At 62.2% G+C, this 17,517-nt stretch carries 15 protein-coding genes and 3 pseudogenes; 3 read left to right on the plus strand and 15 right to left on the minus strand.

Annotated features, from left to right (window positions below; translation table 11 throughout):
* Window positions 1-3: 3 nt before the first annotated feature.
* Window positions 4-855, minus strand: coding sequence for a transporter substrate-binding domain-containing protein (locus B0G69_RS37770; protein WP_121325191.1), 852 nt, complete (start codon window positions 853-855; stop codon window positions 4-6).
* Window positions 856-1,033: 178 nt separating this feature from the next.
* On the opposite strand from B0G69_RS37770, the gene B0G69_RS37775 reads away from it, so the two are divergent.
* Window positions 1,034-1,939 carry a LysR family transcriptional regulator gene (locus B0G69_RS37775; protein ID WP_121325192.1) on the plus strand — a complete coding sequence of 302 codons (906 nt, stop codon included), beginning with the start codon at window positions 1,034-1,036 and terminating at the stop codon, window positions 1,937-1,939.
* 72 nt (window positions 1,940-2,011) lie between these two features.
* Here the strand turns inward: B0G69_RS37775 and B0G69_RS37780 are convergent, their stop codons facing one another.
* From B0G69_RS37780 to B0G69_RS37830, 11 genes are all read right to left on the minus strand, one after another.
* Window positions 2,012-3,511, minus strand: coding sequence for an amidohydrolase family protein (locus B0G69_RS37780; RefSeq protein WP_121325193.1), 1,500 nt, complete (start codon window positions 3,509-3,511; stop codon window positions 2,012-2,014).
* Between the two features lie 39 nt (window positions 3,512-3,550).
* Window positions 3,551-4,399, minus strand: coding sequence for an ABC transporter permease subunit (locus B0G69_RS37785; protein WP_241991716.1), 849 nt, complete (start codon window positions 4,397-4,399; stop codon window positions 3,551-3,553).
* Window positions 4,392-5,243 (minus strand): ABC transporter permease, encoded by an 852-nt coding sequence (locus B0G69_RS37790; RefSeq protein ID WP_241991717.1) that lies wholly within the window; start codon window positions 5,241-5,243, stop codon window positions 4,392-4,394. The genes B0G69_RS37785 and B0G69_RS37790 overlap by 8 nt, the downstream gene beginning before the upstream one ends.
* Window positions 5,244-5,249: 6 nt before the next feature.
* Entirely contained in the window at window positions 5,250-6,308 is a 1,059-nt protein-coding gene (locus B0G69_RS37795) for an ABC transporter substrate-binding protein (RefSeq protein WP_018420433.1), read from the minus strand.
* A gap of 86 nt (window positions 6,309-6,394) precedes the next feature.
* Window positions 6,395-7,582, minus strand: a complete 1,188-nt coding sequence (locus tag B0G69_RS37800) for an ABC transporter ATP-binding protein (protein WP_241991718.1) — start codon at window positions 7,580-7,582, stop codon at window positions 6,395-6,397.
* Entirely contained in the window at window positions 7,579-8,937 is a 1,359-nt protein-coding gene (locus tag B0G69_RS37805) for an amidohydrolase family protein (protein ID WP_241991719.1), read from the minus strand. The genes B0G69_RS37800 and B0G69_RS37805 overlap by 4 nt, the downstream gene beginning before the upstream one ends.
* A 21-nt stretch (window positions 8,938-8,958) precedes the next feature.
* Window positions 8,959-9,792, minus strand: coding sequence for an amino acid ABC transporter ATP-binding protein (locus B0G69_RS37810; protein ID WP_277873621.1), 834 nt, complete (start codon window positions 9,790-9,792; stop codon window positions 8,959-8,961).
* 22 nt (window positions 9,793-9,814) lie between these two features.
* A complete protein-coding gene (locus B0G69_RS37815; protein WP_121325195.1) occupies window positions 9,815-10,462 on the minus strand; it encodes an amino acid ABC transporter permease in 648 nt (215 codons plus the stop codon).
* A 13-nt stretch (window positions 10,463-10,475) separates the two neighbouring features.
* Entirely contained in the window at window positions 10,476-11,333 is an 858-nt protein-coding gene (locus B0G69_RS37820; protein ID WP_121325196.1) for a transporter substrate-binding domain-containing protein, read from the minus strand.
* 109 nt (window positions 11,334-11,442) lie between these two features.
* Entirely contained in the window at window positions 11,443-12,933 is a 1,491-nt protein-coding gene (hydA, locus tag B0G69_RS37825) for a dihydropyrimidinase (protein WP_121325197.1), read from the minus strand.
* Complete coding sequence (locus B0G69_RS37830) at window positions 12,930-13,658, minus strand: aspartate/glutamate racemase family protein (RefSeq protein ID WP_121325629.1); 729 nt, start codon at window positions 13,656-13,658, stop codon at window positions 12,930-12,932. Before B0G69_RS37830 ends, hydA begins: the two co-directional genes overlap by 4 nt.
* A gap of 492 nt (window positions 13,659-14,150) precedes the next feature.
* Between B0G69_RS37830 and B0G69_RS37835 the strand changes: the two genes are divergently transcribed.
* Complete coding sequence (locus B0G69_RS37835; RefSeq protein ID WP_121325198.1) at window positions 14,151-14,846, plus strand: GntR family transcriptional regulator; 696 nt, start codon at window positions 14,151-14,153, stop codon at window positions 14,844-14,846.
* A gap of 15 nt (window positions 14,847-14,861) precedes the next feature.
* Here the strand turns inward: B0G69_RS37835 and B0G69_RS37840 are convergent, their stop codons facing one another.
* The 3 genes and pseudogenes from B0G69_RS37840 to B0G69_RS37850 all read right to left on the minus strand — a co-directional run.
* Window positions 14,862-15,140: a hypothetical protein gene (locus B0G69_RS37840; protein WP_147440833.1), complete on the minus strand. Its 279-nt coding sequence runs from the start codon at window positions 15,138-15,140 to the stop codon at window positions 14,862-14,864.
* Window positions 15,141-15,170: 30 nt separating this feature from the next.
* Window positions 15,171-15,470, minus strand: a pseudogene (locus tag B0G69_RS37845) (DDE-type integrase/transposase/recombinase); the annotation flags it as partial.
* Between the two features lie 56 nt (window positions 15,471-15,526).
* Window positions 15,527-15,745: pseudogene (locus B0G69_RS37850) on the minus strand (IS6 family transposase); the annotation flags it as partial.
* 1,262 nt (window positions 15,746-17,007) lie between these two features.
* On the opposite strand from B0G69_RS37850, the pseudogene B0G69_RS37855 reads away from it, so the two are divergent.
* Window positions 17,008-17,343: pseudogene (locus B0G69_RS37855) on the plus strand (tyrosine-type recombinase/integrase); the annotation flags it as partial.
* Between the last annotated feature and the right edge of the window lie 174 nt (window positions 17,344-17,517).

Here is a 17,517-nt window from a genome sequence, read left to right on the forward strand (position 1 = left end):
GCGTCAGATAGCGCCGGTCGGCAGATAGTTGCTGCGCGGCGTGTCCATCGGCGCGCCGAACCACTTCGTCTGCAACGCGGCGAGCTTGCCGTTCGTGCGGAATTCGTCGAGCGAATCGTTGATGAACTTGCGGATCTCGAGGTCGCCCGGATTGGCGACCCACGCAAGCAGTTTCGGCTGGCCGATCGTGCCGGCGATACGGAACACGTTGGGCTGGCGTTTCATCTGCACTGCGGCGATGTTCGACGGCATCAGCGCGACGTCGATGGTCTTGTTCGCGAGCGCGTTCGACACGTCCGGATATGCCTGGAACAGCTTGGTGCCCGCGTAGCCCTTACCGGTCTTTTCCTTCAGATCCTTTTCGAACTCGTCGGCAACCGGCTGCGAAGACGAGCCCATCTGGGTGCCGATCGTCTTGCCGCCGATGTCGAGGTCGCGTTTGATCGACGCGTCGTCGGCGCGCACCAGAAGCACTGAACGCACGACACCGACCGGCTCGCTGAACGCGAAACGCCTGGCGCGCTCCGGCGTGATGCCGACGCTGGTCGCGACGAAGTCGAATTTGTGCGACATCAGGCCTGGCAGCAAGCCTTGAAATGGCAGGTTCATCTGTTCGAGCTTGACACCGAGCTTCGCCGCCATCAGCTCCAGCACGTCGTGGCCGTAGCCGACAATCTGCCCGTTCTCGACAAATTCGAACGGCTCGTACGCGGCTTCGGTGCCGACCGTCAGCTTGCCGCGCTTCTTGATGTCGGAGAGCGTGCCGCCTTCGGCGAGCGCGATCTGCGGCAGCGCCAGAGCGGCGCCCGACGCGAGGGCCGCTCTCACAAAGGATCGTCTGGACCAGTTTCTCATTGCTTTCTCCGCGTAATAAACGTGTGGGTGCCGGCCGGGTACCGCGTGGTCGCCGCGACTTCGCGCTTTGGACCTGGCGACCGAATGTACGACGTCGTAAAGATCGTGAAAAATGATTTTTTTATCGGTATGGTTTCGAAAAACGAAACCTCTCCGATTTTCCTTAAGGTCCCTCAACTTGAACGATCGACAGACTCAACGAGCCGCAGCCGCGACCCGTCCCGACTTCAGCGAACGCGATTTGCGCTCGCTGCGGATCTTCTGCGCGGTCGCGCAGGCGAACGGTTTCGCCGCCGCCGAGAAACAGCTGAACATGTCGAAGGCATCGATCAGCCGCCATATCCGCGACGTCGAGGACACGCTCGGCGTGCGGCTGTGCGAGCGAGGGCCGTCCGGCTTCGTGCTCACGCATGCTGGCAAGGTCGCACTCGATCTCGCGCGTGAGGCGCTGAAGTCGCTAGAGCGCATTCGTCCGGAGATCGACGCGGTACGCGGCGTGTTGTCCGGTACGTTATCGATCGGCATGGTCGAGCACATCGTCAGCGACGAGGGCTGTCATCTGCCCGAGGCGCTCGCCGCGCTGAAGGAGCATGCGCCGGACGTGAACGTCGAATTGCGCGTGATGACCTTCAACGAACTCGATCTCGCGATACGCGAGCGGCGCGTGCAGGTGGCGATTCGCGGGATGTATCGGCGCGAAGCGGGCTTTCACTATCTGCCGCTGTTCATCGAGCGTCAGCAGCTGTACGTGGCGCGCCGCCGTTTGCGGGATGCGGCGACGCTGCCGCTCGTCTATCGATCGCAACCATTCGTGCACGAGGCCCTCAACACGCTCGGTATGCAGCGCGGGCCGACGGCGTCGGGTCTTGAAGCGGTCGCGATGCTGACGCTGTCCGGGCACTATGTCGGTTTGTTGCCGCAATTCTATGCAGCCGCATTCGCAAAGCGGCACGCGCTCGTCAAGGTGCCCGAAGGTCCGCTCTTCGAGAACAGGATCAGCGCGATCAGCGAGATATCGCGGCCGCGAACGCGTGCGCTCGACCTATTTCTCGATCTGCTGCAGCAATTTCATGGCAGTGAGTGACGCGAGCGTTCATACGCTGACGCGGTCGCGCACGCTTCGCGCTCCATATCTATCGCGCCCGCAAGCGCACCGTCAACCGGGCAGCTTCGCTGTATGAGGTTGCCAGTTGGCCTGCAGCAGCTGGGCGCGCGCGTAGACCTTCTCCATCTCCGCGCGCAGCGGCGCGACGGATTCATCCGCGAGGTCGAACTCCGCGCCCAGCGCATGGTAAGCGGCGTTGATCTCCCGCAGCAGCGCGCCTTCATCGACACACGTGAGTCGTCCGTTGCGCATGACTGCCTCGCCCGCAACAAACACGCTGTCGATAGCGGCGCCGCGCTCGGCATACACCAGTTGCCGCACCGGATCGGTTAACGGCGTGAAGCTGATCGCGTCAGTCCGGTAAGCGACCAGGTCGGCGCTATAACCCGGCTTGATTGCACCGAGCTTGCTGCCTAGTCCGAGCGCCGTCGCGCCGCCAATTGTCCCCGCATGCAGCGCTTCAGCCGCGGACAACCAGCGCGAATAATCGTCGCCGCGTATCTTCGACACCGCTGCGGCGCTGCCAAGCACGTTGAGCATATTGGCGGTGACCGTCGACGCGCAGCCGTCGGAGCCGAGACTCACGTTGACACCCGCATCGAGCAGCGCTCGCACTGGTTGAATGCCCGAGCCGAGCATTAGATTGCTCCATGGATTGTGCTGAACGCTCGCACCCGATTGAGCCAGACTCGCGATCTCAGCATTCGACAACCAGACCGCGTGGATTAGCGACGTGCCTGGGCGCAGAAATTCCAGTTCGGCAAGGCGCATCACCATGGACTTGCCGTAGAAGGCTTGCGCCGTTACCACCTGCAAGCGCGTTTCCTGAACGTGGATGATGACCGGCAGATCATGCGTGTCGGCGAATGCGCGGCAACGCGCGAGAAATTCTGGCGTGCAGCGCTGCGGTGCGGAAGGGGCGATCAGCATGCCGACCCGATCATGCTGGGGATGGCGATGCGCCAACTCGCTTTCCAGCAGCGCGAAGAACACATCGGGAGAGGGCCGCGGCTGCGCACGTAGTTGCGCAAGCAGCGCGGGCGGGAAAATGCTGTCGACCTCCGGGAAGTTATCGACGATCGCGCGATCCATCATCGAGAACCCCACGAGCGCGCGAATCCCCGCGTCCTCGTATGCCTGGAAGATGGCGTCGACGGCGGCGGGGTCAATGGCCTGACCGAGGCTCACGTCGTCGACGAGCGTGGTTGCGCCGCTGCGCAGCGATTCGAGCGCGCCAATCAACGTTCGCAAATAGATTTGGCGCGGCGTCAGCTTCACGGGGCGCGGCGCGCGCACGTAGTGCATCCACAACTCGAGCGGCAGGTTTTCGAGCCGTCCCTTGTGAAAATGCTCGTGCGAATGTTGATGGCCGTTGATGAGCCCCGGCACCAGCAGGCAGTCGTCGAGCGGTATGCATTCGCCGTCGGTCGCGCTGCCGCCCGGCACGATAGCGGCGATGCGCTCGCCTTCGATCACGACGTCGACGCGTCGCGGCTCATAACGCTGTTCGGTGCCGTGTAGTGCCCTGACGTTGGAGAGTATCTTGCGCACGGTTTCTGACTGATCGAAGGAAGGGGTTGACTGCGGCGGCTAGCGAAACTGCCGCGACAAGCCGGCGAGCCGCTCCATCAGCAGCATGGAAATCAAGGTGGCGACAATCAGCACACCCGAGGCCGCGGCCGCCCGCACGTCGAGGCTGTCCTCGATGATATGCCACAGGTGGATGGGCAACACTTCAGATCGCGCGTCCGACAGGAACAGCGACAGCGCGACGTTATCGAACGAATTCATGAACGCAATGAACGCCCCCGACGCAATGCCTGGCACCAACGCCGGCAGTACGACGCGGCGGAACGTGAACCAGCCGCCCGCGCCGAGGCATGTCGAGCTGTCGAGCAGCGCGGGATCGAGCTGCGCATAACTGGCCGACGTCGTGTAAAGCACATACGGTGCGCACAGCACGATATGTCCGGCGAGCAGACTGTAGAACGAGAGCCCCGCGCTTTCGAGGTTGAACAGGATCAGGATACCCAACCCCAGCGCCAGCGACGGAATGGTCAGCGGCGCCATGAAAAACGAATCGAGCAGTCGCGCAGAGAACGTGCGGCGGCGCGCGAGCGTCACCGCGGCGGCGACCGCCAGCACGGTCGCGCAGGCGGTCGCGGCGGCAGCGAGCTTCAGGCTCAACAGCAGGTCGTCGATGATCTCCGGCGAATCGAAGATCAGCGCCTGATACCAGCGCAATGACAGTCCCGGCGGCGGAAACTTCAGCGAGTAGCCCGACGTGAGCGACGTCACCAGGACGATCAGCGTGGGCCCGATCAGCATCAACAGCCCGATGCCGCCCATCAGGCCCATCACTGCATTGAAAGACAGGCGACCCGGCTGGGTGCGGCGCGCCGGCATGACGCCCGGCGCGGCAAGCGTGGAATTAGCCATGGACAAACCCTCTGGTCTTGCGGCCGAAATAGTTGAGCAAAGTCACCACGAGCAGCACGCTCACCAGCAGAATCACGGCAAGCGTCGCCGCAAACGGATAGTTCTGCGTCTGGATGGCCTGTTCGTAGATGTAGAACGGCATGTACATCAGCTGGCCGCCGCCCACCAGGGTTTGAACCACGAACGCACTGACCGCGCCGGTAAACACCAGCAAGGTTCCGCCGAGTAGACCCGGCATCGCAAGTGGCACGGTGATCTTCCACCAGGTGCGCCAGCTGCTGGCGCCCAGCGCATGCGACGCCTCGGGCAAGCGCGTGTCGAGCGAAGTGAGCGTGGTGACGAGCGGCAACACCATCAACGGCAATTCGATCTGCGCAAGCGAGAGGATCACCGCCAGCGTCGTGTACAGGAGCTTGACCGGCTGGCCCGTATGCCCGAGCGCCATCAGCAGCGCGTTGACCAGCCCTTCATTGCCGAGAATGACGACCCACGCAAACGTGCGCACCACCGAACTGGTCAGAAGCGGCAGCAGGATCAGCACGATCAGCACACGCCGCCAGCGCGGCGGGCTCACCACGTACAGATGCGCGACCGGATAGCCGAGCACGATCGTCACCAGCGTGGTCGCGACCCCGAGCCAGAGTGTTTGCCAGAGGATGCCGCGGTTATAGCTGTCGCCAAAGAAGACCATGTATTGGCGAAAGCCGAAATGCGTCATGGCCGTGTCGTTGTGCAGGCTGATCAGCGCGACGAGCAACAGCGGCACGCCGACAAACGCGATGAAGAACAGGCCCAGTGGCAGCACGAGCAGCCAGTCGCGCGGCATCCGGTGATTCGCGTTCATGATGCGTCAGGCCTTGACCAGACGGTTGAACCGGTCGATATATTCAGCGCGGCGCGGATTGATGCGTGCCCAGTCGACCTGCACGAACGACGTCATGTCATTGGCGTTATGAGCGACAGCGGCGAGCGCCGCACCAAACGGCACCTTCGTGTTGGTCGGCGCGACGTAGTAGGGCGCGCTCGTCATCTGCTGCTGCACTTCGACGCTCAACGCGGTGTTGATATACGCCGCGGCGAGATCCGCCGCCTGGGTGTTCTTCACGATATTCATCGTGCTGCGCACCATGCCCCAGTTGCTTTCGGGGCGCGCGAGCGCCACCGGCACGCCCTTGGCCTTCAACGATTCCACATTGTTGATGTAGTGGCAGGCAATATCCACCTGACCTTGCTGGAACAGCGTGCCGAGTGCGCCAGGATTGGCGGCGACCGCGCCGACGTTCGGCATCAGCCGCTTGATGTAATCGAAGGCCGGGTCCATATGATCCTCGTCGCCGCCCAGCATCTTGGCGAGCGCCACCATCCATACCGTGCCCAAGGTGGAGTCGAGACTCACGAGGCCGACGCGGCCCTTGAATTCCGGCTTGAGCAGATCATTCCAGGATTTCGGCGCGGTCTTCACGCGCTCCGTGTTGTACGCGATGCCGTAGACCTGCGCGGACACATAGACGCCCAGACCCTTCGGGTCGACGAAGCGCGCGGGCAGATTCGCCAGGTTCGGCACCCGGGCTGCCGGAATGGGTTCGAACACGCCCTGCGCGATGCCCTGCAGGTAGGGACCCTCGTCCATCATGACCACGTCGAACGGCGGGTTGTTGCGCGCGGCCACCAGCTTGGTCAGCGTATCGACCGCTTGCGATGCGGTGAGCACGGCGCTCACGCCCGCAGCCTTGCGAAACGCGGGCAACAGGATCTTGCGTTGCGACTCTTCCCACGCACCGGGAAACGTGGTGGCGGCGAGGGATTGGGACGCGGCCATGGCAAGCGGGCTGCCCAGCGACAGGCCCACGGCCCCCGCTGCTCCCATCAGTTGCAGGAGCTTGCGACGTTGGTGATCGATCAGCGACATAGAACCTCTGGATGGATAGTTAAACAGGATGAACCGGCGATAACGAAGCGGGCGGCAGGTTGGACCAGGACGATCGTGAGCATGCGCTAAACACCTGCGGTATTGGATTGCGCTGCCTTGAACGTGCGCACTCGCGCACCCGGCTTGAAATCGAGCGCGACGCGCATGCCAGGGCGCAAGTCGGCACCCTCTGCGCGTGGCACGGAAATCTTCACGGTCTGTCCGACGTCGGTCTGCAGATCGACCACCAGCGTGGGACCGATAGGCATCGCCAATTGCACTGTAGCCAGCAGCTGACGCGCGCTGTCGCCGGGCTGCGGCAACTGCCACGCCCATTGCTCGGGGCGAACCGCCAGCAGCGCCGCGCCGGCGTCGCGCCACGGGCCGGGCTGGGCAACGGTCAGCACCGTGCCATCGTCGAAGGTCGCCAGGCACTGGTTGCCGTGCACGCGCAAGGTGACCGGCAGCAGATTCGCCGTGCCGACGAAGGTGGCGACGAAGGGGGTTGCGGGCTGATCGTAGATCGCGACTGCCGGGTCGTATTGTTCGAGCCGCCCGCGATTGAGTACCGCGACCCGGTCGGCCATGCTCATGGCCTCCTCCTGATCGTGCGTCACCATCACGGTCGTGATGTTCAGCTCGCGCTGCAGACGGCGGATTTCGATCTGCATATCGAGCCGCAGGTTTTTGTCCAGCGCCGCAAACGGCTCGTCGAGCAGCAGGATGCGCGGCTCGACGGCAAGCGTGCGGGCCAGTGCGACGCGTTGCTGTTGACCGCCCGACAACTCGCGCGGATAGCGTTTCGCAAATGCCTCCATGCGCACCATCTCCAGCATCTGCATGGCCTTCTGAGCAGCATCCCGACGCGCGACGCCGTTGGCTTCGAGACCGTAGGCGACGTTGGCGACGACTGTCATGTGCGGAAACAGCGCGTAGTTCTGGAAGACGATGCCCACGCCGCGCTGGCGTGGCGCGAGGCCGTCCACGCGCTGCCCGCCGATATGCACTTCGCCCTCGGACTGAACCTGCAGACCGGCAAGGATGCGCAACAGGGTGCTCTTGCCGCAGCCCGATGGGCCGAGCAACGCAACCAGTTCGCCTGCGGCAATTTCAAGCGTGACGTCTTCGATCACCGGCACGGCGGCGAAACGATGCCGGATGCCGCGCATCTGCACGGCGGCACCGGTTTGCAAGGCGCAAGCTTGCGAAGCTGCAAGGTGGGCGCCCGCTGCGGCGTGCTTCGACTGTGAAACGACAGTGTGCGGGGTGCTCATGCGCTGGCCCTTTTCCATAGTTGCGTGGCGGCGTGCCTTCCAGCCGCGATGACGGCATCGGCATTGCAACGGGTGGGGGCGCCGCCGTCCACCACGATCTCCCCGTCCACGATGACCATCTCGACATCGCGCCCAAGTCCCGTGTGCACCAGCGTGCCCAACGGATTGGGGTGCGGAGTCAGATGGGCGCGCTGGAAATCGAATATGGCGAGGTCGGCGAGCCAGCCTGTCTTGAGGCAGCCGAGTTCGTCGCCAAGCCCCATGGCGTGCGCGCCGTTGTGCGTCGCCATGGTGAGCGCATCGGCGGGTTGCCAGTCCGCGGCGACTTCGCCCAACTGGATGCGCGCGATGGCCAGCGCCCAGCGCATGACCTCGGTCATATCCGCGTGCATGTTGTCGGTGCCTAATGCAATGCGCGCGCCGGCGGCGCGCAGACGCGGCGTGGGCGCCATCGTGCCGCCCGTCGCGTTGCCCTTGGGGATGTGCGCCACCGTGATGCCGGCCCGTCCGACGCGTGCGATGTCGTCGTCGTCCAGATACAGACAGTGCGCTGCCACGAGCCTTTCATTGAGCAGCCCGACCTCGTCTAGCAACTGCGCGGGGCTCTTGCCCGAACGCTTCTTCACCACGTTGACTTCGGTGCGGCTTTGCGCAAGGTGAGTCGTCACGCCGAGCTCATGCGTACGTGCCGCCTCGGCGATCAGACGCAGAAAGTCGTCGGAGCAGGTGTCGGGCGCATGAACGGCGAGTTGGACGCCGGTGCGCCCGTTGCGCTTGCGATGCCAGCGGCCGGCCAGCGCCAGTGCTTCGTTGAGCGTGCGCTCACCGGTCGCGGCATGGTATTCCCAGCGTCCGTCCGCGACGCCGGAGAAATCGACGTCGTGCAGGCGGCCGCATGAATACACCCGCAGGCCGAGGTCGGCCATGGCATCCATGGTCAGATCGGCGTGGACGTAGCTGTCGTTGATCAGCGTCGAGCCGAACAGCATCGCTTCGAGCGCGCCAAGACGCGCCAGCGCGATAGCCTCGTCTGGGCGCACGTCATGGCCGTGGGGAATCCCCGGCGTGTAGGCGGGCGCGAAGCCCAGGTCTTCGGCGACGCCGCGCACCATTGTCAGAATGGCGTGGGTATGGACGTTCACGTAGCCGGGCACGATGACGCGTCCGGCAAGCCGACGCGTGGTCCGCGTGCGTGTGCGCACCGGCAGATCCTGCGCGCGGCCGACAAAGGCGAGCCGGTTGCCGCGAATGCCGATGGCCGCGTCGTGCAACAGCGGTTGAGCCGGGTCCATCGTCACGACGGTGGCGCCCAGTAGCAACAGGTCAAGGTCAAGCTCGATAGGTGGGGCAGTCATCAGCCAGTGGTCCGGTTCAGTTCAGGTGTGCAGGTGCTGCAGGAAACGCCGCGTGCGCTCTTCGCGCGGACGGCCGAAGACGTCGCCGGGCGTGCCTTGTTCGACGATGGCGCCGGCGTCCATGAACACCACCCGATGCGCCACGTTGCGCGCGAAGCTCATTTCGTGTGTCACGACCATCATCGTCATACGGGCCGCGGCGAGATCGCGCATCACGTCGAGCACTTCGTTGACGAGTTCCGGGTCGAGCGCCGAGGTCGGCTCGTCGAACAGGATCATCTGCGGCTCCATCGCGAGTGCGCGGGCAATCGCCACGCGTTGCTGCTGGCCGCCCGAGAGTTGCGCTGGCCGCTTGTTGACATGCTGCGCGAGGTGGACTTTTTCCAGGGCAACTTGTGCGCGAGCGCGGGCCGCGTCGCGCGAGAGTCCCCGCACGCGCTGCGGGCCGGCGGCGACGTTATCCAGTGCGCTCAAATGCGCGAACAGGTTGAAGCGCTGGAACACGAAGCCGAAGCGGCTGCGCTGCCGCGCCAGTTCGGCTTCGGGCAGCGCGCGGCCTTGCTCCGACAACCCGATACGCTGGCCGCCAAGGCGGATCGTGCCGCCGTCCGGTCTTTCCAGGAAGTTGAGACAGCGCAGGAGCGTGGTCTTGCCCGAACCCGACGGCCCGATCAGCACCACGGTCTCGCCGTGCCCGACGTCCAGTGAGACGGAGGGCAGGATGACCTTGTCGCCGAAGCGCTTGTGCAGCCCTTCTATGGACAGCAGCGTTGCAGCCCCGCCTTCATGCACGCGCGCGGCGGCGTCCTTAGCGGACGCCGCGGACAGCTCAGAGACGGTAACGGTGGAAGACATGCGGGAACCCGAGCTCATGAAGTCAGTATTGCGGCAGTCGCCGTTCGAGGTAGCGCGACAGCCACGCCAGCGCCGAGATCAATGCGTAGTAGTAGAGGGCGATCAGCAGGAAAATCTCGAACGGCGAAAAATACGTTGCGATGATTTCCTGACCGGCGTGCGTGAGTTCATACACGGAGATCGCGGACAGCAGCGCCGAGCCCTTGATTAGCGAGATCAGTTCGTTGGTGAGCGGGGGCAGGATGCGCCGCCACGCTTGCGGAAAGAGCACGTGCAGAACGATCTGGCCGTGACGCATTCCGATCGATTGCGCGGCTTCAGTCTGGCCGCGATCGACCGACTGCATGCTGGCGCGCACGATCTCGCAGATGAAGCCGCCCGCGTTCAGACTGAGCGCGATGACGCCGGCCCAGTACTCGTTGAAGTTGATGCCGATGACGGGCAGCGCAAAATAGACGAGAAAGATCTGCACGAGCAGCGGTGTGCCGCGCACGAAATCTACATACGCCAGTATGGCGATGCGAACCGCCCTGAAGCGGCTGAGCGCACCGAAACCCAGCGCGAAGCCGAGCACGATGCCAATCGCGATGGCCGCGAGGCAAACCTTCAGCGTGGCGAGCAGGCCGACCGCGAGGATCGGCAACGCCATGACGATAATGCTCCAGTCCATGGACGCCGCGCTCTCAGGACAGCACCGGAATCGCATCCGGCAAGTTCATGTCGAAACCAAACCACTTCTGCTGCAGCGTATGCAACGTGCCGTCTGTTCTGAACTTGCGCAGCTGCTGGTCAATGAAGCCGATCAGCGCAGTGTCATCCGTACGTGCTGCGATGCCTGCCCAGTTATCCGCGCCGATGCCCTTGACGATAGCGTATTTGCCCGGCGCATTCTTCAGAACGAGCGAAAGCGTCGGCAATGTGTTGAGCACGCCGTCCACTTTGCCTTCTGCCAGCGCGATATAGGCGGCCGGATGGTCGTCAAAGGTTTTTACTTCCTTGAAACCCGCCCCGCCCCCTGCTTTCAGTTGCGCATCGAGCTTCGGTTCGAGTATCTGACCCGGCGAGCCGAGCTTGAGTCCGAGCACCTTGCCGTTCATGCCGCTGAGGCTGGCGACGCTCTTCAGATCCGCCGCGCGAATCAGCAGTGCCTGCGAAGCCTCGACGTAAGGCACGGAAAAGTCCACGTGTTTCTCGCGCTCGGCCGTGTAGCTCAGGCTGCTCATCACCAGATCGAACTTCTTCGTGTAAAGCGACGGAATCACACCCGACCAGACCGTGTCGATAAACTGCGCCTTGACGCCGAGATTGCGGCAAAACGCGTTGGCGAGATCCACGTCGTAGCCGATCATCCCGCCGCTCGCGTCGCGATAGGTCAGCGGCGGATAGGTCGCTTCGCAGCCGATGCGCAGCACGCCGGCCTTCTTGATGTCGTCAAGCGTGAGCCCGGCGGCCATCGCAAAGCGGGGCAGGCCAATCGACACCATGGCTGCAGCCGCGCCGGCACGATGGAGGAATTGGCGACGCGAAAATCGTTCGGACATCAGGCTCTCCAGAGAAAATAACAGTACGTACGTTATAAAGACAGCGTGTAAGGCGGCGCGGAAGGTCCCGAATGCACTGCACGTTCAGCGCGAGCCCGCAAAGCCATTCCTACTTGCGATAGACGGCGGGAAAGTCAAAGCGCGGTAGCACCCGGTGCGCGTCAAGGCGTGGGTTCAACGGCCGATGCGGTTGCGCCTGTTGCGGGCGCAAGGCCGGCAGGAACTCGCCGCGGCCGCGCGTGCCGCTGGGCTGCACGCCGTCCCACACTACGTCGCCACGCGACAGCGTCAGCGCTGGCCACGCTTTCATCTGCCAACCCTCGTACGGCGTGTAGTCGACGTTGTGGTGCAGCGCATCGTTGGTGAGCGTGAAGGCACGATCCGTGTCCCAGATCACCAGATCGGCGTCGCCGCCGATAGCGATTGAACCCTTGCGCGGATAAAGGCCGTAGAGCTTCGCCGCATTGGTTGCGGTCAATGCGACGAAGGCGTGAATGTCGATGCGTCCGTTCATCACGCCTTCGGACATCAGCAAGGCCATGCGCGTCTCGAGACCCGGTATGCCGTTGGGCACCTGGTCGAAGCGCGGGTTTTCGCCGGCCACCTGCTTGCCGTGCGGACCGTCGAAGCGGAACGGCGCATGGTCGGAGGAGAGCACCTGAAACGTACCGTTTACGAGACCGTCCCAGACGGCCTGGCGGTTGCCTTCGTCGCGCGGCGGCGGACTGCAGATACATTGATAGCCGCGAGGGCCATCTTCGAGCATGTCTTCGGTCAGCAGCAGATAGTGCGGACATGTCTCGGCATAGACGGCGAGGCCTTGTCCTTGCGCCCAGCGAATCTCCTCGATCGCCTCGCGGCCGGAGACGTGCACGATCAGCACAGGCGTGTCGACCAGCTGCGCGAGACTGATGGCGCGATGCGTCGCTTCGCGCTCAACCAGCATCGGACGGGACAGCGCATGCCCGATCGGCGCGGTGATGCCTTGCTCCAGCAGCGCTTCGGTGAGCCACGCAATGCAATCGGCGTTTTCGGCATGAATCATCACCATGGCGCCGTGGACGCGGGCCAATGCGAGCAGTTCGATTATCTGGCGGTCGTTCAGCTTGAGCGCGTCATACGTCATGTAGATCTTGAACGACGTATAACCCTCTTCGATCAGTTGCGGCAGCTCCTGTTCGAGCACATGCGGCGTGGGATCGGTGACGATCAGATGGAAGGCGTAGTCGATCACCGCGCGGGCGTCGGCGCGTCGGTGGTACGTATCGATCGCCGCACGCAGCGTTTTTCCCTTCTGCTGGCACGCAAACGGAATCACCGTGGTGGTGCCGCCGCAGGCAGCGGAAACTGTGCCGCTCAGGAAGTCGTCGGCCATCACGCTGTCGTCGCCGGTGTCCTGATCCAGGTGGCAGTGGCTATCCACGCCGCCTGGAGTGACTAGGCGGCCGCCTGCGTCGATCTCGTTGGCGCCCTGAGCCAGTCTGCTGCCCAGCGCGACGATGCGCCCGTCGCGCACGCCGATGTCGGCGGTGAAGCGGTCGGCCGCCGTGGCGATATCCGCGTCGCGGATCACGAGGTCGAAGGCCGCCGCGTCGCTCATGCGACCTCCCGGAACAGGCTGCCCCAGCCGGTGACGCGCGACGTATCGATGCCGCTCATCCGCAGTGCTTTCCAGACCACCGTCGCGATGGTGTCGTACACCGGAATGCCGAGTTCGGCTTCAAGCTCTTCAGCGAGCGGCGCGCCGCGCAAATTGGTGCAGAAAATCGTAATCGCGTCGGGTTTGCTCTTTGCGACTTCACGCGCCATCTCACGCAACGTGTCGGCACTGACTTCCGAAAACGAAAAATTGTCCTGCTTGTTTAGATGACGTTCACCGACACATTCAAAGCCCGCGCCGCCATACGTCGAAATGACCTTTGCCTGCACGTCGTCGCGATATGGCGTGACCAGACCGAAGCGACGCACGCCCGTCATGGCGAAAATCTCGTTGAGCGCGAGCACGGAGGTGCAGGCGGCAATGCCGGTGCGTTCTGTGATGCTACGGCACAGACGCTCGTCTGCCTCAAACCCGAGCCAGCCCGACGATGTCCCGTTCCAGCCGATTGCGTCGAGCTTCGCATCGGCGAGCAACCCTGCCGCGCCGAGAATTTCCTCGTCGTCGAACTGGGCCAGTGCCTGTTCGGACAGTGCGATCTGGGTCACCCGAAAGCGGCCGAAATGCGCACTGACGTCGGGCAGTCCCGCGAGCATCGCCGAAGTGACCGGCTCGAGAACCGTGTTGGAAGACGGGGTCAACATGCCAATCAGAGTGCGTTGCGTCATGATTTCCATATCAAGGGTAGCTTCTGGTGGACCGCGCCAGAGAAAGATGCTTGCTGGATTCCTTTGATGCAAGTTTTGTGCCAACATAAATCTATGCGTTTGTACGCAATAAAAGAGCGATTGTATGCAATGTTGTACGTGCGTTCGATAGCGGAAACGGCTGCTTCCTGAGCACCTTCTCTGGAACGAATGGATCATGGCGGAAACTACGATAAAAGCGCATGCTGGTGCGCGTGCGCACTAAAATTGAATCATTGGCACCAAATGAGGTTGTCGCATGGGCCAAAAGGCGCCTGCGAAAGAGGTCTGCAGGTTGTCAGACCCGACAAGCGCCAACGAATGTTTGCATACAAAAGATTCGTGGTTTCCTCCGCGTGAACATGATTTCGGTGCGAACGCTCCATCGAATTTTTGTGTACAAAAACGCTCGTGATTGCTCTATCATCGATTCATTTCCCAGTTGCGAGAAACCCTTTGAGCCGAGTCTCCTCCATGCCTGCCAGTAAAGTTGCCGCGCCCAAGGCGCCGTTTACGAACGAGGAAATCTATGGCCGCATCCAGAAGGCGGTGCTTGAACATCGCCTTGCGCCCGGGACAAAATTGATTGAGGAGCGGCTCGCGGAAGTCTCGGGCGTGAGCCGGACCAAGATTCGCGAAGTGCTCAACAAGCTTGCGCATGAGGGGCTCGTCGAGCTGGTGCCGAATCGCGGAGCCTTTATCGCCAGCCCGAGCGTCCAGCAGGCGCGAGACGTATTTGTCACGCGGCGCATGATCGAGCCGGAAATGGCCAGGCTGTTGAGCCGCACCGCGACGTCGGCGCAAGTGCGTGCGTTACGCAAGCACGTGCGGCAGGAAGGCGACGCGCGCAAGCAGAATGACCGGCCTGCCATCATCCGGCTGTCAGGCGAGTTTCATGTGCTGATCGCGGAGATGATCGGCAACGAAATCCTCTTGCGGATGATGCGAGAACTCGCGCCTTTGACGTGCCTCGTCATCACGCTTTACGACAAGCCCAACGCCCCGGCGTGCCCGCATCACGAGCACAGTGATCTGATCGATGCAATCGAAGGGCATGACGAAGCAAAGGCTGCGGCGAGCATGCTGGAACACTTGCAGCATATCGAAGCGACACTGAACTTCGACGAGGTGAAAGACGCGTCGCCGGATATTGAAGCGATCTTCTCCTGAGATAGCCCGGCTTCACTACGTCGCACTCGCCTGGCGCAGTGCATCTGCCGCCGCCGTATTGCGCTGTGCGATAGCCATTTGCAGCGCGGCGCCGCCGCGCGCATCCAGATGGTTCGCGTTTGCGCCGTGCGCCACCAGCACTGGGTTCATATCGCGGCGGAGAAGCGGCGTCACCAAACGGGAGCGCAGCTTCACCGGCATCGTTGGTGATAGATATTGCAGGGCGTGTCCAACAGCATCTTTTGCAACGTTCGTCTCTCTTTTGAGGGATCTGGTGCAAATAAAGGCGATCAAAAGAAAAGCCGCTGCTTTGCCATTACCCTATCAAGCTGAGAGAACTGCCTTCCAGATGGCGGACATAGCGAGATCTTTGAGGCGCAGACTCGCGAGATCGAATTGTCCATTGCGAATCCGATGCGCCAACTCGATGCCAGCGATTACGACGGCCGCGTGTCTGAACCGTTTGAAGCCGTGCATGGCGTTCGTCCTGGACTTGATGTTGCGATGGTCCTGCTCAATGACATTGTTGAGGTATTTCGAGGATCGGACTTGCGTGTCCTCGGGCAGCAAGCCGTCGACCTTCAGCTCGCGCACCGCGCGATGCGACGCTGCGTATCCATCGAGCGGGCTTTGTCAACTTGGCGAGAATAGAACGGCACGACGGCCGCGGTGACGAGTGGTCAGAAAGCGCTTGACGGATTTTGGGTAGGTTCGGCGAATTCACGCCAGGCGACGAACCGGGCAGCGAGTTGCTTGCGATAGAGTGAAGCGCACAGCAGATGCCGCTTAAGCGCGAAATGTTGCCGGATCGGCCCGAAGCACGAGAGGAATTTCTGTGTCCGTGTCAGGTCACGAAAGCCGCGCATGCGGCGCTCGCGTTCGCGTGTAGGTTGATGGCTTCTATGAGCAGAAAGTTGTCAAGGCCATTTGCGAACTGGCTTACAAAGGATGGGTCAAGTCTCTTTATCCTCGCTGCAAAGTGGTGACATGCTGGCGTATGGCGGCAAGCGCGAGTGATGGCGCTCGCCGCCATACAAGCCGCATTTTCGCGGCATAGTCCGGCGGATTCCCACCGCCCTCAACTTCAACCATGGCTACAGTCCGGTCAACGTCGTTAGCCTGAGGCCGCTTATCGCGCGCGTAAGACAGCAACGTCGCCGGGTAGCCAGGCGCGGTTGCCCGCGCCTAGCCCCCTAAGAACTGTACGTGCAAGTTTCCCCGCATACAGCTAAAGCCTCTGCCAGGGCATCTTTCGACACCCGCTTTCACAACTTATTTCCGGCGTACTTTTGACTTCCATGACAGCCGGGATGGTGCAGTTGAATGTTGCCCGCTGCAATCGACCCACCGTCGGTTCTTTTCACAATGAAGCGGGTGACCCAAGGGGTACCTATTGCGATCGGTTGCTGACAGGTCGGACACAGGCCATCCTGCCTCAGCCAGACCCGGTAGAGCTTCGCGCGGCCCCTTGGCAGGTTCATCATCCTCTTGCCCCATCGGGTCTCGAAGTATGGTTCGGGCACCGTACACGAGAACCGATCTCCTGTCGCATCTTATCAAGCAACGGATTCGAGGTCCGCCTTGAAGGCGAGTCATCGGCCATTGCTGACGTTCGAGGGGACTAGCTTCTACGTCCTCAATATGGCGGACTTCTGACGTTGGCGAGACGGTCGCTTTGCGCCGCGCATCGGAATCCGATACGTTTCATCGCAACGAACGTACTGAGATGGCATACGAGAAGGTTTTATTGCGTAGAGTGAGTGTTCAGATCCTCGAATACGGTCGCGGATGCGCGTATATTCGCTGACGATGATCGCCGACGAGCCCAACGGTTATCGCGCCGGGGTATTGCGAGCAGATCCAGAGCAGGGAAACCCTAGGGTAATTGTGGTCAGTTGGTTGCCGACACGACGTAAGCGGTTCAAACCGCGGCGGGATGCGACTCACGAGTGAGCAAAGTCGTTACAAAGTTGACGTTCGCGGGCAACGATGATCCGACGGTGACGAAACCGGCCGTGGGTTGTGCCTGAGTTGACGACTCCCAGGCAAGGTTTCTTTGGTGGGAATCGCCAATCCCAGGCTTCCTTCAGATCACCCAAAAAGTTTCAACTTTCGGTTCGCTCACGTGCATCTCCGGCCGCGCAATCAGCGTCACAATTGCATGCCGTATAGCGGAAATATCCGCGAAATTCCGGTCGAATATCGGGTAACCAATTCCTACGCGAATTACGTGGAATATCTGATACAGATTTGCGTGGAAGCGTTCTACGAGCGCAGCCGCTGGCTGATCCGCCTGCTGTACCACACGGGTCTGCGGGTCTCGGAAACTGCGCATGCGAAGGTTGCGGACTTCTATCAGCGGCGCGGCAAACGGTGGCTGCACGTGGTCGGGAAGGGCGGCACCGAAGAGGAGGTGCCGGTGAGCGCCGCGCTGATGACAGACCTCGCGCGGTACCGGGGTTTTCATGGGCTGGCACCGACGCCGTCGGGAAATGAAATTGCATAGTGCGTCGTACCTGAGATCACGTGTGATCACGCATCGTGATCGAAATTGTCGAGGGCGGCAAGCCGGACACGAGACTTAACGTAAATCCCTTAGAAATGCCACAAGACCATCTGCGGGTGCATTTTTTGACGCAAACCATTTAGAAACGGCGTTGACGGCATTTCT

Source organism: Paraburkholderia sp. RAU2J (assembly GCF_003634845.1).
Taxonomy (GTDB): Bacteria; Pseudomonadota; Gammaproteobacteria; order Burkholderiales; family Burkholderiaceae; genus Paraburkholderia; species Paraburkholderia fynbosensis.